This window comes from Cupriavidus sp. WS, assembly GCF_000395345.1.
Lineage (GTDB): Bacteria > Pseudomonadota > Gammaproteobacteria > Burkholderiales > Burkholderiaceae > Cupriavidus > Cupriavidus basilensis_B.
Genome location: NZ_AQPL01000048.1, coordinates 1 through 15,231, shown reverse-complemented (window position 1 = coordinate 15,231; position 15,231 = coordinate 1). Strand labels below are relative to the sequence as shown.

The 15,231-nt window shown below is 65.7% G+C and carries 13 protein-coding genes; 12 read left to right on the top strand and 1 reads right to left on the bottom strand.

What is annotated here, in order from left to right; all coding sequences use genetic code 11:
* Positions 1-41 precede the first annotated feature (41 nt).
* Genes K206_RS0104835 through K206_RS0104810 form a run of 6 tightly spaced genes read left to right on the top strand, consistent with a single transcriptional unit; the run spans position 42 to position 6,346 of the window.
* The gene (locus K206_RS0104835; protein ID WP_020423670.1) at positions 42-821 is read left to right on the top strand and encodes an ABC transporter ATP-binding protein; all 780 of its coding nucleotides are present in this window, start codon (positions 42-44) and stop codon (positions 819-821) included.
* 2 nt (positions 822-823) lie between these two features.
* Positions 824-1,528 carry an ABC transporter ATP-binding protein gene (locus K206_RS0104830; protein WP_029043246.1) on the top strand — a complete coding sequence of 235 codons (705 nt, stop codon included), beginning with the start codon at positions 824-826 and terminating at the stop codon, positions 1,526-1,528.
* Between the two features lie 21 nt (positions 1,529-1,549).
* Complete coding sequence (locus K206_RS0104825; protein ID WP_029043245.1) at positions 1,550-2,437, top strand: branched-chain amino acid ABC transporter permease; 888 nt, start codon at positions 1,550-1,552, stop codon at positions 2,435-2,437.
* Between the two features lie 14 nt (positions 2,438-2,451).
* On the top strand, positions 2,452-3,480 hold the full coding sequence (locus tag K206_RS0104820; protein WP_020201277.1) for a branched-chain amino acid ABC transporter permease: 1,029 nt from the start codon (positions 2,452-2,454) through the stop codon (positions 3,478-3,480).
* Positions 3,481-3,536: 56 nt separating this feature from the next.
* Positions 3,537-4,757, top strand: a complete 1,221-nt coding sequence (locus tag K206_RS0104815; protein ID WP_020423669.1) for an ABC transporter substrate-binding protein — start codon at positions 3,537-3,539, stop codon at positions 4,755-4,757.
* On the top strand, positions 4,754-6,346 hold the full coding sequence (locus K206_RS0104810) for an aldehyde dehydrogenase (NADP(+)) (RefSeq protein WP_020201275.1): 1,593 nt from the start codon (positions 4,754-4,756) through the stop codon (positions 6,344-6,346). The genes K206_RS0104815 and K206_RS0104810 overlap by 4 nt, the downstream gene beginning before the upstream one ends.
* Positions 6,347-6,403: 57 nt before the next feature.
* On the opposite strand, the gene K206_RS0104805 is transcribed toward K206_RS0104810, so the two are convergent.
* Entirely contained in the window at positions 6,404-7,282 is an 879-nt protein-coding gene (locus K206_RS0104805) for a LysR substrate-binding domain-containing protein (protein ID WP_020201274.1), read from the bottom strand.
* Between the two features lie 162 nt (positions 7,283-7,444).
* Between K206_RS0104805 and K206_RS0104800 the strand changes: the two genes are divergently transcribed.
* The 6 genes from K206_RS0104800 to K206_RS0104775 are packed head-to-tail and all read left to right on the top strand — an operon-like array spanning position 7,445 to position 14,634.
* The gene (locus K206_RS0104800) at positions 7,445-8,566 is read left to right on the top strand and encodes a glycoside hydrolase family 88 protein (protein ID WP_020201273.1); all 1,122 of its coding nucleotides are present in this window, start codon (positions 7,445-7,447) and stop codon (positions 8,564-8,566) included.
* Positions 8,567-8,592: 26 nt separating this feature from the next.
* Complete coding sequence (locus K206_RS0104795; protein WP_011296169.1) at positions 8,593-9,033, top strand: MaoC/PaaZ C-terminal domain-containing protein; 441 nt, start codon at positions 8,593-8,595, stop codon at positions 9,031-9,033.
* A 37-nt stretch (positions 9,034-9,070) separates the two neighbouring features.
* Complete coding sequence (locus K206_RS0104790; RefSeq protein ID WP_020201272.1) at positions 9,071-10,639, top strand: acyl CoA:acetate/3-ketoacid CoA transferase; 1,569 nt, start codon at positions 9,071-9,073, stop codon at positions 10,637-10,639.
* 26 nt (positions 10,640-10,665) lie between these two features.
* The gene (locus K206_RS0104785) at positions 10,666-11,796 is read left to right on the top strand and encodes an iron-containing alcohol dehydrogenase (protein ID WP_020201271.1); all 1,131 of its coding nucleotides are present in this window, start codon (positions 10,666-10,668) and stop codon (positions 11,794-11,796) included.
* Positions 11,797-11,807: 11 nt separating this feature from the next.
* Positions 11,808-12,950 (top strand): acyl-CoA dehydrogenase family protein, encoded by a 1,143-nt coding sequence (locus K206_RS0104780; protein ID WP_029043243.1) that lies wholly within the window; start codon positions 11,808-11,810, stop codon positions 12,948-12,950.
* A gap of 28 nt (positions 12,951-12,978) precedes the next feature.
* Complete coding sequence (locus K206_RS0104775; protein ID WP_020201269.1) at positions 12,979-14,634, top strand: acyl-CoA synthetase; 1,656 nt, start codon at positions 12,979-12,981, stop codon at positions 14,632-14,634.
* The last annotated feature ends 597 nt before the right edge of the window (positions 14,635-15,231 follow it).

The following is a 15,231-nucleotide window of genomic DNA, read 5'->3' as shown; positions in this document are numbered from 1 at the left end:
CATATTCTCCAGCAGACCCAACAACGGGCGCGGAAATGACCATGGCAAGCAATCTCATTCTTGAAACCGTCGGACTGAGGAAAGAATTCAAGGGATTTGTCGCCGTAAACGACGTCAGTCTCAAGGTCAGGCGTGGGCACATCCACGCGCTGATTGGTCCGAACGGTGCAGGCAAGACCACCTGCTTCAACCTCCTTACCAAGTTCCTGGATCCCACGCGCGGCACCATACGGTTCAACGGTGCCGAGATCACGGGCGAGAAGCCGGCGCAGGTCGCACGCAGGGGCGTGGTGCGCTCCTTCCAGATCTCGGCGGTGTTTCCGCACCTGACCGTGCTCGAGAACGTACGTATCCCGCTGCAGCGCAGGCTCGGGATGTCGTTCCAGTTCTGGCGCTCGCCGAAAGTCCTCGCATCGCTCGATGACAGAGCCATGGCATTGCTCGCCGACGTCGGACTGGATGACTTCGCCGACATGACGACCGCCGAGATGCCGTACGGCCGCAAGCGCGCGCTGGAAATCGCCACCACGCTGGCCCTCGACCCCGAGCTGATGCTGCTCGACGAGCCCACGCAGGGCATGGGCCACGAAGACGTTGACCGCGTCATGCAGCTCATCAAGAAGGTCTCGGCCAATCGCAGCATCCTGATGGTGGAGCACAACATGAAAGTGGTGTCCGGCATCTGCGACGCCATCACGGTGCTGGCGCGCGGCAGCGTGCTGGCCGAGGGCACATACGCGGAAGTCTCCGCCAACCCGCAGGTCATCGAGGCCTATATGGGCAGCGCCGATGCCGCGCTCGCTGCGCCGGGAGGGCATTGATCATGGCGACGGAATACCTGCGGGTCACCGACCTCCACGCCTTCTACGGCGAATCGCACATCCTGCACGGCATCGACTTGCTGGTGAACGAGGGAGAGTGCGTGACCCTGCTCGGCCGCAACGGGGCAGGCCGTACCACCACCCTGCGCGCGATCATGGGCCTGACGGGGCGGCGCGCCGGCTCGGTCATGATCGACGGCCGCGAGGCAATCGGCATGCCGGCCCATCGAATCGCGCGTCTCGGCGTCGGCTTTTGCCCGGAAGAGCGGGCGATTTATTCCAGCCTCTCGTGCGAGGAGAACCTCCTGCTGCCGCCGCAGGTGGGTGGCGGCGGGATGAGCCTCGACGAGATCTACGCGATGTTTCCCAACCTCCACGAGCGGCGGCATAGCCAGGGCACGCGGCTCTCGGGCGGCGAGCAACAAATGCTGGCGATGGCGCGCATCCTGCGCACTGGGGCGCGGTTGCTGCTGCTGGACGAAATCTCCGAGGGACTGGCGCCGGTGATCGTGCAGAAGCTCGCCCAGGTCATCCGCGACCTCAAGGCGAAGGGCTACACGATCGTGCTGGTGGAGCAGAACTTCCGGTTCGCCGCGCCGCTGGCCGACCGCATGTACGTGGTGGAGCACGGCCAAATCGCCGCGGAGATCCACCAGCACGAGATTCACGAGAAGCAGCACCTGCTCCAGGAACTCCTGGGTGTCTGAGACCGCTGCGGAGGAGACAACATGACAACGATTCTGGGAGTCCCGCTACAGGGGCTGTTGGGGCAACTCGTGCTCGGGCTGGTGAACGGCTCGTTCTACGCGATTCTCAGCCTCGGGCTTGCCGTGATCTTCGGCATGCTCAACATCATCAACTTTGCCCACGGCGCGCTGTTTATGGTGGGCGCATTCGTCGCCTGGGCGGGCCTGGAGTATCTCGGCATCAGCTACTGGTGGTCGCTGCTGGCGGCGCCGGCGCTGGTCGGGCTAGCGGGTATCGCCATCGAACGCGGCCTGCTGCGGTGGCTGTACAAGCTCGACCACCTGTACGGCCTGCTGCTCACCTTCGGGCTGGCGCTCATTATCGAAGGCCTGTTCCGCTTCCAGTTCGGCGTCTCGGGGCAGCCCTATTCGATTCCCGACGAGGTGGCTGGCGCCTTCAACCTCGGCTTCATGAGCCTGCCGAAATACCGCGCGTGGGTCATCGGCGCCTCGCTCACAGTGTGCCTGCTGACCTGGTTCACGATCGAGAAGACCCGCCTCGGCGCCTACCTGCGCGCCGCCACCGAGAACCCAAGCATTACCCAAGCCTTCGGCATCAACGTGCCGGTGATGGTGATGCTGACCTATGCCTTCGGCGTAGGCCTGGCCGGGCTGGCCGGCGTGCTGGCAGCACCGACGGGGCAACTAAGTCCGCTGATGGGGTCGAACCTGATCATCGTCGTGTTCGCGGTGGTGGTGATCGGCGGCATGGGTTCCATCCTTGGCGCGATCGTCGCCGGGCTGGGGCTGGGCGTGGTCGAAGGACTGACCAAGGTGTTTTATCCGGAGGCGTCGGCCACGGTGGTCTTCGTGATCATGGTCATCGTGCTGATGGTTCGGCCGGCAGGCCTGTTTGGCAAGGAAAAGTGAGGTCGAGTATGAAAATGAGAAATCTTGGCTACGGTGTCCTGCTGCTGGGCGCGCTGGCGGCCCCGGCCGTGCTCTATCCGGTGATGCTGATGAAGGTGCTGTGCTTCGCCTTGTTCGCCTGCGCCTTCAACCTGCTGCTCGGCTATACCGGCCTGCTCTCGTTCGGCCATGCGGCGTTCCTCGGCACGGCGGCCTACATATCGGGCTACGGCATGAAGACCTGGGGGCTGACCCCGGAACTCGGCCTCCTGCTCGGCACGGCCGTCTCGGCTGCCGCGGGCTTTGTCGTCGGGGCGCTCGCTATTCGCCGGCAGGGCATCTACTTCGCGATGATCACGCTTGCGTTGGCACAGATGTTCTACTTCCTGTTCCTGCAGGCGCCGTTCACCGGCGGCGAGGACGGCATGCAGGCCATTTCGCGAGGCAGGCTGTTCGGCCTGATCGACCTGGCGTCGGACCTGCGCATGTACTACTTCGTGCTGGCGATCTTCCTGTTCGCCTTCTGGCTGATCCACCGCATCATCCATTCGCCTTTCGGCCAGATCCTGAAGGCGATCCGCGAGAACGAGGCGCGCACCACCTCGCTGGGCTACGACGTCGCGCGCTACAAGCTGCTGGCCTTCGTCCTCTCGGCGGGCCTGGCCGGCCTTGCCGGGGCCACCAAGACCCTGGTCTTCCAGTTTGCCACGCTGACCGACGCGCACTGGCACACCTCCGGCGAAGTCGTGCTGATGACGCTGTTGGGCGGCCTTGGCACGGCCTTCGGCCCGGTGGTGGGCGCGGGCATCGTGGTCGCCATCCAGAACGCCTTGGCCGACAAGGTTGGTTCCATGATCACCGTGATCATGGGGAGCATCTTCGTCGTGTGCGTGCTGGCGTTCCGCCGCGGCATCGTCGGCGAGTTGAACGCGTTGTGCCAGAACATTGTAGGCAACCGCCGCGGCCGGCCCGCACCGTGCCACGCTGCCGGGCCGGCACCAAGTCATGACGAAACACCCGCCGGAGCAGGCGTGCCTGGCCGGCGCGTGGAAGGAAAGGCATGAAATCTGGCGCTGAACGGAACACCCCATATCTATCCCCACAGAAGAGGAGACACATGATGAACAATCGCATCAAGCTGCTTTCGCTCGCCGCGCTGCTGACGGCCTCGACGGCGCAGGCCGAGATCACGGACGGCGTGGTCCGGATCGGCGTGCTCAACGATCAGACCGGCGTTTATGCCGGGCTGGCTGGTCCCGGTTCGGTCTGGGCCGCGAAGAAGGCAGTCCAGGACTTTGCGCCCGAGAAGCATGGTCTGAAGGTGGAGATCGTGGCCGCCGACCACCAGAATAAGCCGGACGTCGGAGCGAGCATCGCCCGCCGCTGGTTCGACGTGGACAAGGTGGACGCTATCGTCGACGTGCCGACCTCGTCGGTCGTCCTGGCGGTCAACCAGGTGGCCAAGGAGAAGAACAAGGTGATGATTGTCACCGGCGGCGGCACCTCCGACCTCACCGGCAAAGCCTGCACGCCCAATGCGATCCACTGGGCCTACGACACGTGGGCACTGGCGAATGGGACTGGTAAGGCGGTTGTCAAGTCGGGTGGCAAGAGTTGGTTCTTCGTGACTGCTGACTACGCCTTCGGCCACTCGCTCGAACGCGACACCGAGGCCGTTGTCGTCAAGAACGGTGGCAAGGTCCTCGGCAAGGTCCGGCATCCTTTCCCGGGCAACGATTTCTCCTCCTACCTGCTTCAGGCTCAGGCCTCCAAGGCGCAGGTAGTGGGCCTGGCCAACGCCGGGGGGGACACCATCGGCGCGGTCAAGCAGGCCGCCGAGTTCGGCGTGACCGCCGGCGGTCAGAAGCTGGCAGGCCTGCTCGTCTTCAGCAGCGATGTCCAGGCGCTCGGCCTCAAAGCCGCCCAAGGCCTTTTGCTGAGCGAGACCTGGTACTGGGACATGACCGACGAGAACCGCAAGTTCGGCAAGGAATTCGCCGCCGCCAACAACGGCAAGTTTCCAACCATGGCGCAGGCGGGCACGTACTCGGCGGTGACCCACTACCTGAAGGCAGTGGCGGCGATGAAGGCGGACGGCGACGGCGCTGCCGTGGTCGCGAAGATGAAGGCGATGCCCACCGACGACAAGCTGTTCGGCAAGGGCAGCATCCGCGAAGACGGCCGGAAGATCCACCCGCTCTATCTTTTCGAGGTGAAGAAGCCGTCGGAATCGAAGTACGCGGGCGACTTCTACAAGCTCATCGCCACCATTCCCGCCAACGAGGCGTTCCGGCCGATGGAAGAAGGTGGCTGCCCGCTCATTGGGAAGAAGGCGTCATGAGGATCACCGGACATATGCTGATCGGGCAGAGCAGCGTCAGCGGCACCGCCGGCGCGTTCAAGGCGTTTTCTCCGGCGCTTGCCGCCGACATCGAGCCCGCATTCGTCGGCGCCGGCCCCGCCGACGTCGACCAGGCCTGCCGCCTCGCTGCGAGCAGCTTTGCGAGGTATCGCGAGACGACGCCCGAGACCCGCGCCAGCTTCCTGGAAGCAATCGCCACCGGCATCGAAGGCCTCGGCGACGCCCTCATCGAGCGCGCCATGGCCGAGACGGCTCTGCCGCGAGCGCGTCTGCAGGGCGAGCAGGCGCGCACGGCGGGCCAGTTGCGGCTGTTCGCAGGGGTTGTACGGGCCGGGCACTGGCATGGGGCGACGTTGGATACGCCCTTGCCCCATCGCACGCCGCTGCCGCGCCCGGACCTGCGCCGACGCAACGTCCCGCTGGGCCCGGTGGCCGTCTTCGGCGCCAGCAACTTCCCACTGGCGTTCTCGGTGGCCGGCGGCGACACGGCGTCGGCCCTCGCGGCGGGCTGCCCGGTGGTCGTCAAAGCCCACCCAGCGCATCCCGGCACTTCCGAACTGGTCGGCCGGGTCATCCAGGCGGCGGTGGCCGAATACGGGCTGCCGGAGGGGACGTTCTCCCTGCTCTTTGGCGTTGGCAATGACGTAGGACAGGCGCTCGTCGGGCATCCCGCCATCCGGGCGGTCGGCTTCACCGGCTCCCGGGCCGGTGGCCTCGCGCTCTTGCGGCAGGCAATGGCCAGGCCGGTGCCGATTCCGGTCTACGCCGAAATGAGCAGCGTCAACCCGGTGCTTCTGCTGCCACATGCGCTGGCAGATCGAGCCGAGGGCATCGCGCGGGAATTCGTCGATTCGCTCGTGATGGGCGTCGGCCAGTTTTGCACCAACCCCGGTTTGGTGATCGCGCTGGAAGGGGACGACTGTGATCGCTTCGAGGCCGAAGCCGGGCGGGTCGTACAAGGTAAGCCGGCGGGTACGATGCTGACGCCCGGCATCGGCCGCGCCTACGCCGCCGGGGTGGCGCGCCTGCGGGCGCATGAGGCAGTCAGAAGCGTGGCCACCGGCGAGAGCAGCAGCGGCGCCTGCGCGGCGACGGCCCATCTGTTCGCCACCGACGCGGCCAGCTTTCTGGCTTTTCCCGAACTGGGTGAGGAGATATTCGGTCCCTGCTCGCTCATCGTCAGATGCCGCTCGGCGGCGGATGTGGCGGCGGTGCTCGATGGGCTGGAAGGGCAACTGACCGCCACGCTGCAGATGGCGCCGGCGGACGAAGCTCTCGCGGCCGAACTGCTGCCGCGGCTGGAAGACCGGGCGGGCCGAATCCTGGTAAACGGCTTCCCGACCGGCGTGGAAGTGAGCCACGCCATGGTCCACGGCGGACCGTTCCCGGCCACGTCCGATGGGCGCAGCACGTCGGTCGGCAGTGCCGCCATCGAGCGGTTCCTGCGCCCCGTGTGCTATCAGAACTTCCCATCCAGCCTGTTGCCGGCCGCGCTGGCCGACTTCAACCCACTGGCGCTCGACCGCCACGTCGACGGTAGCCTGTCGCCGACCTCCCGGCGCGACTGAACACCCGCGCCATCCTCCGCCTTGCCCATATTGCACCGGGCGAGGTCGGAGGAACCCTCACAGCATGCTTTTGGCCGTCTCGATGAACGCCGTCATGAGCGGCGTTGGGGTGCGCTGGCTATAGCCGAGCATGATCTCGATGGTCGGCTGCCGGCCTTCGATCGGCTTGTAAACCACGTGGTCGAACTTCACCTTCCGGACTGACGCTGGCACGAAGCCGATGCCCGCACCGGAGCTGACCAGGCCGAGCAGCGTATAGACCTGCCCCACTTCCGAGATGACCTTCGGTACAAATCCCGCCGACGCGCACATGCGCATGTTCATGGCGTGGAAGTCCGGCGCCATCTCCGGTATGTACATCACGAAGGGCTCCTGCGCGCATTTCTTCAGAGAAATCGACTCAGCGTTCGCCAACGGGTGTCTTGCCGGCACGGCCAGCACGAACGGCTCTTCCAGGATGGTCTCCCATGTCACTTCCTCAAGGTCCGGCACCGGCCGCATGAAGGAAATATCCGCGTCACCCCGGCGCAGAGCTTCCGCCTGTTTGACGACCGGAAACCAGCGCAGCAGGACTTCGACGGAAGGAAAACGTTCTCGGTAGGCGCGCAGGATGGGCGGCAGCAGCGTGTAGGACGTGTGTTCGAAGAAGCCGACCGTCAGCCGGCCCGTCTCGCCGCGATGCGCGCGTTGCGCCTGCACGACTGCCCTCTCGGTAGCTCGCAGGATCTGCCGCGCTTGCTCAAGGAAAATGCGACCCGCTTCCGTCAACTCCACGTGCCGACGCGAGCGATTCAGCAGTGTGACATCCATCTCCTCCTCGAGTTGGCGGATCTGCATGCTCAGCGGAGGCTGGGCGATGTGCAGTCGTTCGGCCGCTCTCGTGAAATTAAGTTCCTCAGCGATGGCGATGAAGTACCGCAGGTGGCGAAGGTCCATCACTATATCCATTGAGTATAAAAGATCGATTAATTATATATTGGACACTAGTTTGCGCAATCCCTAGGATTCCATGCATACCCCGCTCCGCACGCCCCCCAGTCGGTCCGCAAGGCCGGCACCGGAGACCGGACAAGCCAATGTACGCATGGAGACAAACAGATGGATTCCAGACTGATCGATGATGCGCTCGATCGCATCCTGCAACGCATCGATGCGACGATCGCGCAGGACGAGGCGGGTTTTCCGCACTATGGCAATCCGGCCGACGGCACCTGGACACGCACCCCGGCCGGCGACTGGACCGGCGGGTTCTGGGTCGGGATGCTGTGGCTGGCTGCCTTGCGCACTGGCGAGCAGAAGTACCGCGACAGCGCTCGCATGTGGTCCGCACGGCTGGCGCCGCGGGTGGTGTCGAAGTCGGTGTTCAAAGGGTTCCTCTTCTGGTACGGCGCGCAACTCGGTGGCTCCCTGCTGGCCGATCCGCAGGCCGCGGGGCTCGCGCTCGACGGCTCGCGTGGCCTGGCGGAGATGTACAGCGAAGCGGCCCGCCTGATCCCGCTCGGCACCGAGGCTGAGGAGGCTTCCAGCGTGGGGGCGTGCGAGGCCAACATCGATGCGATTCCGGGCACCGTGGCGCTGCTGCTGCGGCACGACGCCGCGCTCGGCACGGGCGAGATCGGCCGCCAGCACCTGCGCCAGCACATTGCCTTATGCGTGCGGGAGGATGGCTCGGTTTGCCAGTCCGCCACATTCAATGCTGCCGATGGTTCGCTCGTGAAGCGCTACACGCACAAGGGCATTCATGACAGCAGCACCTGGGCCCGCGCCCAGGCGTGGGGCATGCTCGGCCTCGCACAGGCACTGTCGTGCGGCGAGCAGGCGTTCAAATCCGACGCGATCCGCGTGGCCGATTGGTGGGTCGCGCACCTGCCCGCCGACTGCGTGGCCTTCTGGGATTTCGACGATCCCGCCATCCCGCACACTAACCGCGACACCTCGGCCACTGCCATCGCCGCCGCCAGCCTGTTCAAACTGGCTGCGCTCATCCCGGAGCGGGCGGAAGTCTACCGCCAGGCCGCCGTCGGGAGCATCGAGCAACTCGTGATCCGCTTCCTGACCCCGGTCAGCCCAGGCGATGTACGGCAGGCGGGCATCCTCACCGGCGGCTGCTTCAACAAGCGCAATGGCGTCGCCATGGATAACGAACTGGTCTGGGGCGACTACTTTCTCTTCGAATCCCTGCTCATCCTCGCGGGCAGCATTGACGCCACCCAGGTCTGAACCCAACCCACTCCCGGAGAAACCAAGTGTCCGACATCAAGATCCCGCACGAAGGCAACGTATCCACCCTTATTGGCACGCACACCAGCTACACGCGCACCCTCGGCGAGTACGACATCTATGCCTTCGCCGGCATCAGCGGTGACAACCACCCCAATCACATGGACGAAGAATACTGCAAGCGCATGGGCTTCGGCGGCCGCATCGCGCAGGGCGCCATGATGGTCGGTTTCATCGCCGGCGCCGTGACCAAGTATCTCGACATGATCAAGCGCCCGGCGGTCTCCTACGGTTACGACAACGTGCGCTTCACCAAGCCTGTTCGCATCGGAGACACCCTCACCGTGAACTACCGCATTGCCCGCGCCGACGACGAGAAGAAGCGCCTGTGGGCTGAGGCCACGCTACTCAACCAGCGGGGCGAGACGGTCTGCGTCGGTACCCACATCATCCATTTCCAGGCCTGAGCCCGGGCGGCGAGCGGCGAGAAAGGTGAGAGAACGCATGAGCAAGATCTGTACTGCGGCGCAGGCCGTTTCGGATATCCGGCCCGGCCAGAGCGTGGGCAGCGTCGGCGTGATCGGCTGGCTGACGCCGGACGCGTTGTTCCAGGCGCTGGCGCAACGCTTCCATGAGACTGGGTCGCCTCGTGACCTGACCTTCTTCTTCCCGGTCAGTGTCGGCGACGGCATGGGCATCCGCGGCATGGATCACGTGGCAGTCGAAGGGCTGATGAAGCGGATCGTGTCGGGCAACTTTACCAATGCGGTGAATCCGGCCACCGGCGAGCGCCCCGAGTTCATGCGCCTGATCCGCGAGAATCGGGTGGAAGCCTACTGCTGGCCGATCGGCGCCACCATGCACTGGCTGCGCGAAGTCGCCCGGCGCAGCCCAGGCTACCTGACCCGCATCGGCCTCGGCTCCTACATCGATCCGCGCCAGCAGGGTGGCAAGTACACGGCGCGCGCCACCGACGACCTGGTGCGGATGCAGGAGCTGGACGGCAAGGAATACCTCTTCTATCCGAGCTGGCCGCTCGACGTGGCGTTCCTGCGTGCCACCAGCGCCGACGAGCACGGCAACCTGAGCTTCGAGAACGAGCCGATCACGTCGTGCGCGCTGGCCATGGCGCTGGCGGTGAAGGCGTCAGGCGGCACCGTGATCGCACAGGTGCGCAAGCTGGTGCCGCGCCACGCCCGGCCGGCGCATGCGGTGCGGATTCCCGGCGTGCTGGTGGATCGCGTCGTGGTGGAACCCGACGCCATGATGACCACCGACATCCGGTACGACGATGCCTATCTCGGCGGCCAGCTTTTCGACGGTCGCGCCTCGGACCGCCTGACGCCCGGCGCCGACAAGGTGATCGCTCGGCGGGCGGCCCGGGAAATCAGGCCCGGCGAGGTCAGCATCTTCGGCTTCGGCGCTTCGTCCGACGTGCCCACGGTGATGATGGAAGACGGCCTGTTCGCCGACGGCGGCCTGCATCGCTACAGCTTTACCACCGAGCACGGCCCCTTCGGCGGCGTCGTGATGAGCGGTTGGCAATTCTCCGCCAACAAGTATCCGGAGGCCTTGATCGACGGCCCCTCGCAGTTCGACTTCATTGACGGCGGCAACTGCCCGATGGCGGCGCTGGCCTTTGCCCAGTTCGACCGGGCCGGGAACATCAACGTCAGCCGCTTCGGCGCGGCCAATCCGGGGCCGGGCGGCTTCATCGACATCGCCTACAACGCGCGCAAGCTGCTGTTCACCGGCACCTTCACCACCGGCGGCCTCGCCGCCGACACCACCGACGGTTTCCTGTCGGTCGGGCGTGAGGGAAGCGTGCGCAAGTTCGTCGAGCGCGTGGACGAAATCACCTATCCGCTCGGGCGCAACGTGGCCGAGCGCGGCCAGGAGGCCAAGGTCATCACCGAGCGCGCAGTCTTCTCGGTGGCGCCAGACGGACTGGTGCTGGAGGAGGTTGCGCCCGGTATTGACATCAGGTCGCAGGTGCTAGACCTGATGGCCTTCCAGCCGGTGCGCGTGGCGGAGCCGCTTGCGCGCATGGACCCAACGCTATTCCGCGCCTGACGCATCGACATATCTACGAGGAAAACATGGCTGTCATCAACTACCTGACTACCGTTCACATCGACTTCGGCGCCATCCGGATGCTGGGAGCCGAGCTGCAGCGCCTGGGCATCCAGCGACCGCTGATCGTCACCGACCGCGGCATCCGCGCCGCCGGTATCGCCGACAAGGTGCTCGACGCCCTGGGCCCGGATTGCACGCCCACCGTCTTCGAGGACACCCCATCCAACCCGACGGAAGCCGCCGTGTCCGCCGCGACCGGCCTTTACCTCGGCAATGGCTGCGACGGCATCGTGGCCGTGGGCGGCGGGTCGCCCATCGACCTGGGCAAGGCCACCGCGCTGCTGGCGACCCACCCGGCACCGCTGCAGACCTACGCGGCGGTAGAGGGCGGCGCGAGCCGGATCACCAGCCGGGTCGCCCCGCTGGTGGCCATCCCGACGACTGCGGGTACCGGCAGCGAAGTGGGCCGGGGCGCTGTCATCGTCATGGAGTCCGGCCGCAAGCTCGGCCTGCTTAGTCCGTTCCTGCTGCCGAAGCTCGCTATCTGCGACCCCGAACTGACGCTGGGCTTGCCTCCGGCCCTGACCGCGGCGACCGGCATGGACGCCATCGCCCACTGCATCGAGACCTTCCTGGCGCCGGCGATCAACCCGCCGGCCGAGGCGATCGCTTTGGACGGCCTGCGCCGCGGCGTGGCCAATATCGGCAAGGCCACCGTCGACGGCTGCGACCGCGACGCGCGCTGGAACATGATGATGGCCGCCATGGAAGGCGCGCTGGCCTTCCAGAAGGGGCTGGGCGCGGTGCATGCCCTGTCGCACCCGCTGGGCGCGGTGCCCGGCGTCTCGTTGCACCACGGCACGCTGAACGCCGTGCTGCTGCCGGCCGTGCTGCGCTTCAACAAGCCGGCGACCCAAGCCAAGCAGGCCGCACTGGTACAGGCCATGGGCCTGCCCGCCGGCGGGGACCCGGTTCAGGCCATCAGCGACCTCAACGCCCGTCTCGGCTTGCCGGCCGGTCTCGGCGCCATGGGCGTGCCGCGTGACGTGTTGGAAGACATCGCGGTCGCCGCCACGAAGGACCACTGCCACGCCACCAATCCCCGCATTGCCACGGTCGACGATTACTTGGCGATGCTGCAGGAATCGTATTGAGGAGGAAGACGATGTCATACGTCGCAGAACACCACGAGATGATCCGCGAGGCGGTGCGCCGCTTCGCCGAGGAAGAGATCGCACCGGTCGCCCACCGGTTGTGGGAAGAGGAGAGTTTTCCCTACGAGATCTGGCGCCGGGCCGGCGAACTGGGCTATATCGGGCTGCCGTACCCCGAAGCCTGGGGAGGTAGCGGCGGCGACTGGCTTGGCTTCGCCATTGCGCTGGAAGAGATCGCCCGCGTCGATTGCGCCGTGGCGGTGGCCATCATGGCCAACTCGACGGCGGCCAGCCTGCTCAACAACTACGGCACCGACGGCCAGAAGGCGCGCTTCCTGCGGCCGATCCTGACGGGCACGCAGGTCGGCTGCATCGGCCTGACAGAGCCGAACGCCGGCTCCGACGCCGCCAATATCCAGACCCGCGCCGTGCTGAAGGATGGCTGCTGGGTCATCAATGGCGCCAAGACCTTCATCAGCAACTCGGGATCCGAGATCACCGGCCCGATCGTCATTGCGGCGGTGACGGGAACCCGGCCCGACGGCCGCAAGGAGATTTCGAACTTCATCGTGCCGAACGGCACGCCCGGCTTCAGCCATGGCAAGAAGCTTCACAAGATCGGCTGGCGCGGATCGACCACATTCGAGCTGTTCTTCGAGGACTGCACCATTCCTGCCGAGCACCTGCTCGGCGAGCTCGGGGCCGGCCTCAGACAGACCCTGTCACAGGTGAGCACCGGCCGCATCCTGATCGGAACGCTGGGCCTGGGCATCCTGCAGGGCTCGCTGGAACGCTCCGTCCGCTACATGAGCGAGCGCACAGCGTTTGGCAAGACGCTCAACCAGTTCCAGTCGCTGCAGTTCAAGCTGGCCGACATGGCGACCCACGCACACGCTGCCCGTCTGATGCTCTACGACGCCGCGGTGGCCAAGGACGAGGGCCGGCCCTACGATCGGCAGGCCTCGATGGCAAAGCTCTTCGCAACCGAGAAGGCCATGGAGGCGGCCCACCAAGCCGTGCAGATCCACGGCGGCAACGGGATCATGACGGAATACGCGGTATCGCGCGCGTTCGGGGATGCCAAGGTGCTCGAGATCGTTGAGGGGACCTCCGAGATCCAGCGGATGATCATCTCCCGCGACGTAATGCGCTGACGCACGGCTGCAGCCAGTGAGGCAATCCATGGAATACGTCGAACACAGCGCGGATGGGCTGGAGCGCAGCCCGGTCAACTTCGTGCCCCTGACGCCGATCTCCTTCCTGCGCAGGACGGCCGAGGTCTACCCTGAGCGTACAGCCATCGTCTACGGCGAGCGCCGCACGAGCTGGCGGGCAATGCTGGACCGCAGCCGCCGCCTCGCGTCGGCGCTGGTGGCCACCGGCGTCAGGACTGGCGATACGGTGGCCGTGATGGCCGCCAACACGCCGGAGATGCTGGAGATGCATTTCGGCGTGCCCATGAGCGGCGCTATGCTGAACACGCTGAACGTGCGTCTGGACGCGGCCGCCATTGCCTTCATGCTCAGGCACGCGGATGCGAAGGTGCTGGTCACCGACACGGAGTACGCTGACGTAGTCGAAGCCGCACTGGCACTCCTCGACGACAAGCCGCTGGTGATTGACATCATCGATCCCGCCGTCGAAGGAGGCCGCAGGCTGGCGGAGATCGAATACGAGGGCTTCCTGGCCGGGGGCGATCCGTACTGGGAGGGCGGCGAGCCCGTCGACGAATGGCAGGCCATCGCCCTCAACTATACGTCCGGCACCACGGGCAACCCAAAGGGCGTGGTCTACCACCATCGCGGCGCCTATCTGGCTGCGCTGTCGAACATGCTCGACTGGGGCATGCCCCGGCACGCCGTCTTCCTGTGGACGCTGCCGCTGTTCCACTGCAATGGCTGGTGCTTCGCCTGGACGCTGGCGGCCAACGCCGGTACCAGCGTCTGCCTGCGGCGGGTGGATGCTGCCGCCGTGCTCGATGCGATTCGCGAGCACCAGGTCACGCATTACTGCGGAGCGCCGATCGTGCATGCGATGCTTGCCCACGCACCTGAAGCGTGGAAGGCGGGCATCGACCATCCGGTCCACGGACTCATCGGCGGCGCGCCTCCGCCGATGCCGGTGATCGAGGGCCTGTTGCGCATGGGGATCAGGATCACCCAGATCTACGGGCTGACCGAGGTCTACGGCCCCGCGGCGGTTTGCGTGGAGCAGCCCGAATGGAACGACCTCGGCATCGATGCGCTGGCGGAACGGAAAGGACGGCAGGGCGTCCGCTACACTGCGCAGGAAGGCATGGCCGTGCTGCATCCCGAAACCCTTGTGCCGGTGCCGTGGGACGGGAAGACCATCGGCGAAGTCATGTTCCGCGGCAACATGACGATGAAGGGCTACCTGAAGAACCCCGAGGCCACGGCGGAAGCTTTTGCCGGCGGCTGGTTCCACTCGGGTGACCTCGCAGTCGTCTGCCCGGATGGCTATGTACAGATCCGGGACCGTTCCAAGGACGTCATCATTTCCGGCGGAGAGAATATCAACTCGCTGGAGGTGGAGGAGGTGCTCTACCGGCACCCCGCGGTGCGCGTGGCAGCCGTCGTCGCCCAGCCGGACGAGCGTTGGGGGGAGACGCCATGCGCCTTTGTCGAAGTCGTCGATGGCGCCAGGGTCGGCGAGCGCGAACTGATCGAACATTGCCGCGCCCACTTGGCGCACTTCAAGGCGCCGAAGAAGGTGGTCATCGGCCACCTTCCCAGGACGTCGACCGGCAAGATCCAGAAGTTCCTCCTCAGGCAACGAGCAAGCTCCGGCGCTCCCTGGCCCGGCCACGTACCGGCGTGAGTTCCCCCGTGAATGTCTTTCGGTGGCCCGCCGAGCCTGCTCTCCACATTCGGGATATCCGTGAGCGCCCGTTCGTGGCGGAGCAGAAGACTCGTGTCCGGTATCGCATCGGCAGCGAAGACCGGTTGATCGACCGCCTTGGCGACATCTTGCGCGAGATGCGTGACTGGCGCGGTGCTACCGCACGGCAGGCACGGCATCTGTCCAGGCGTCACGGTATCGGCTACCAGGCCGCCCTGCTCTTCCTCTATCGCGCGGAGATGCGTTCAGCGTGCCCGAGGCGCATGGTGATCTGTCTAGCTGCGGCGGTGGAAATTGGCATTGACTTGAGCGGCTTCCCACCTGGATGCAGGATCGAAGAGGCAGAGTTGTCTTCGGAACTTCGGGTCATGTATTGGGCGGCCTTACGGAGGGGCGCAGGGCGGAAATGGGGCCAGTGGCCGGGAGATGGCGCCGGACAAGTATGAGAACAGGGTAATTTCGGATGGTGGTCGTAGAACAAAGGAAGAGTGGGTCTCCCGCACTTTGTGTGACGGCCCAGTCAAGGCCTTGATTTCCGGCCGAATTGGTCTAGGTTGATCGTTACCATGAGGCAAG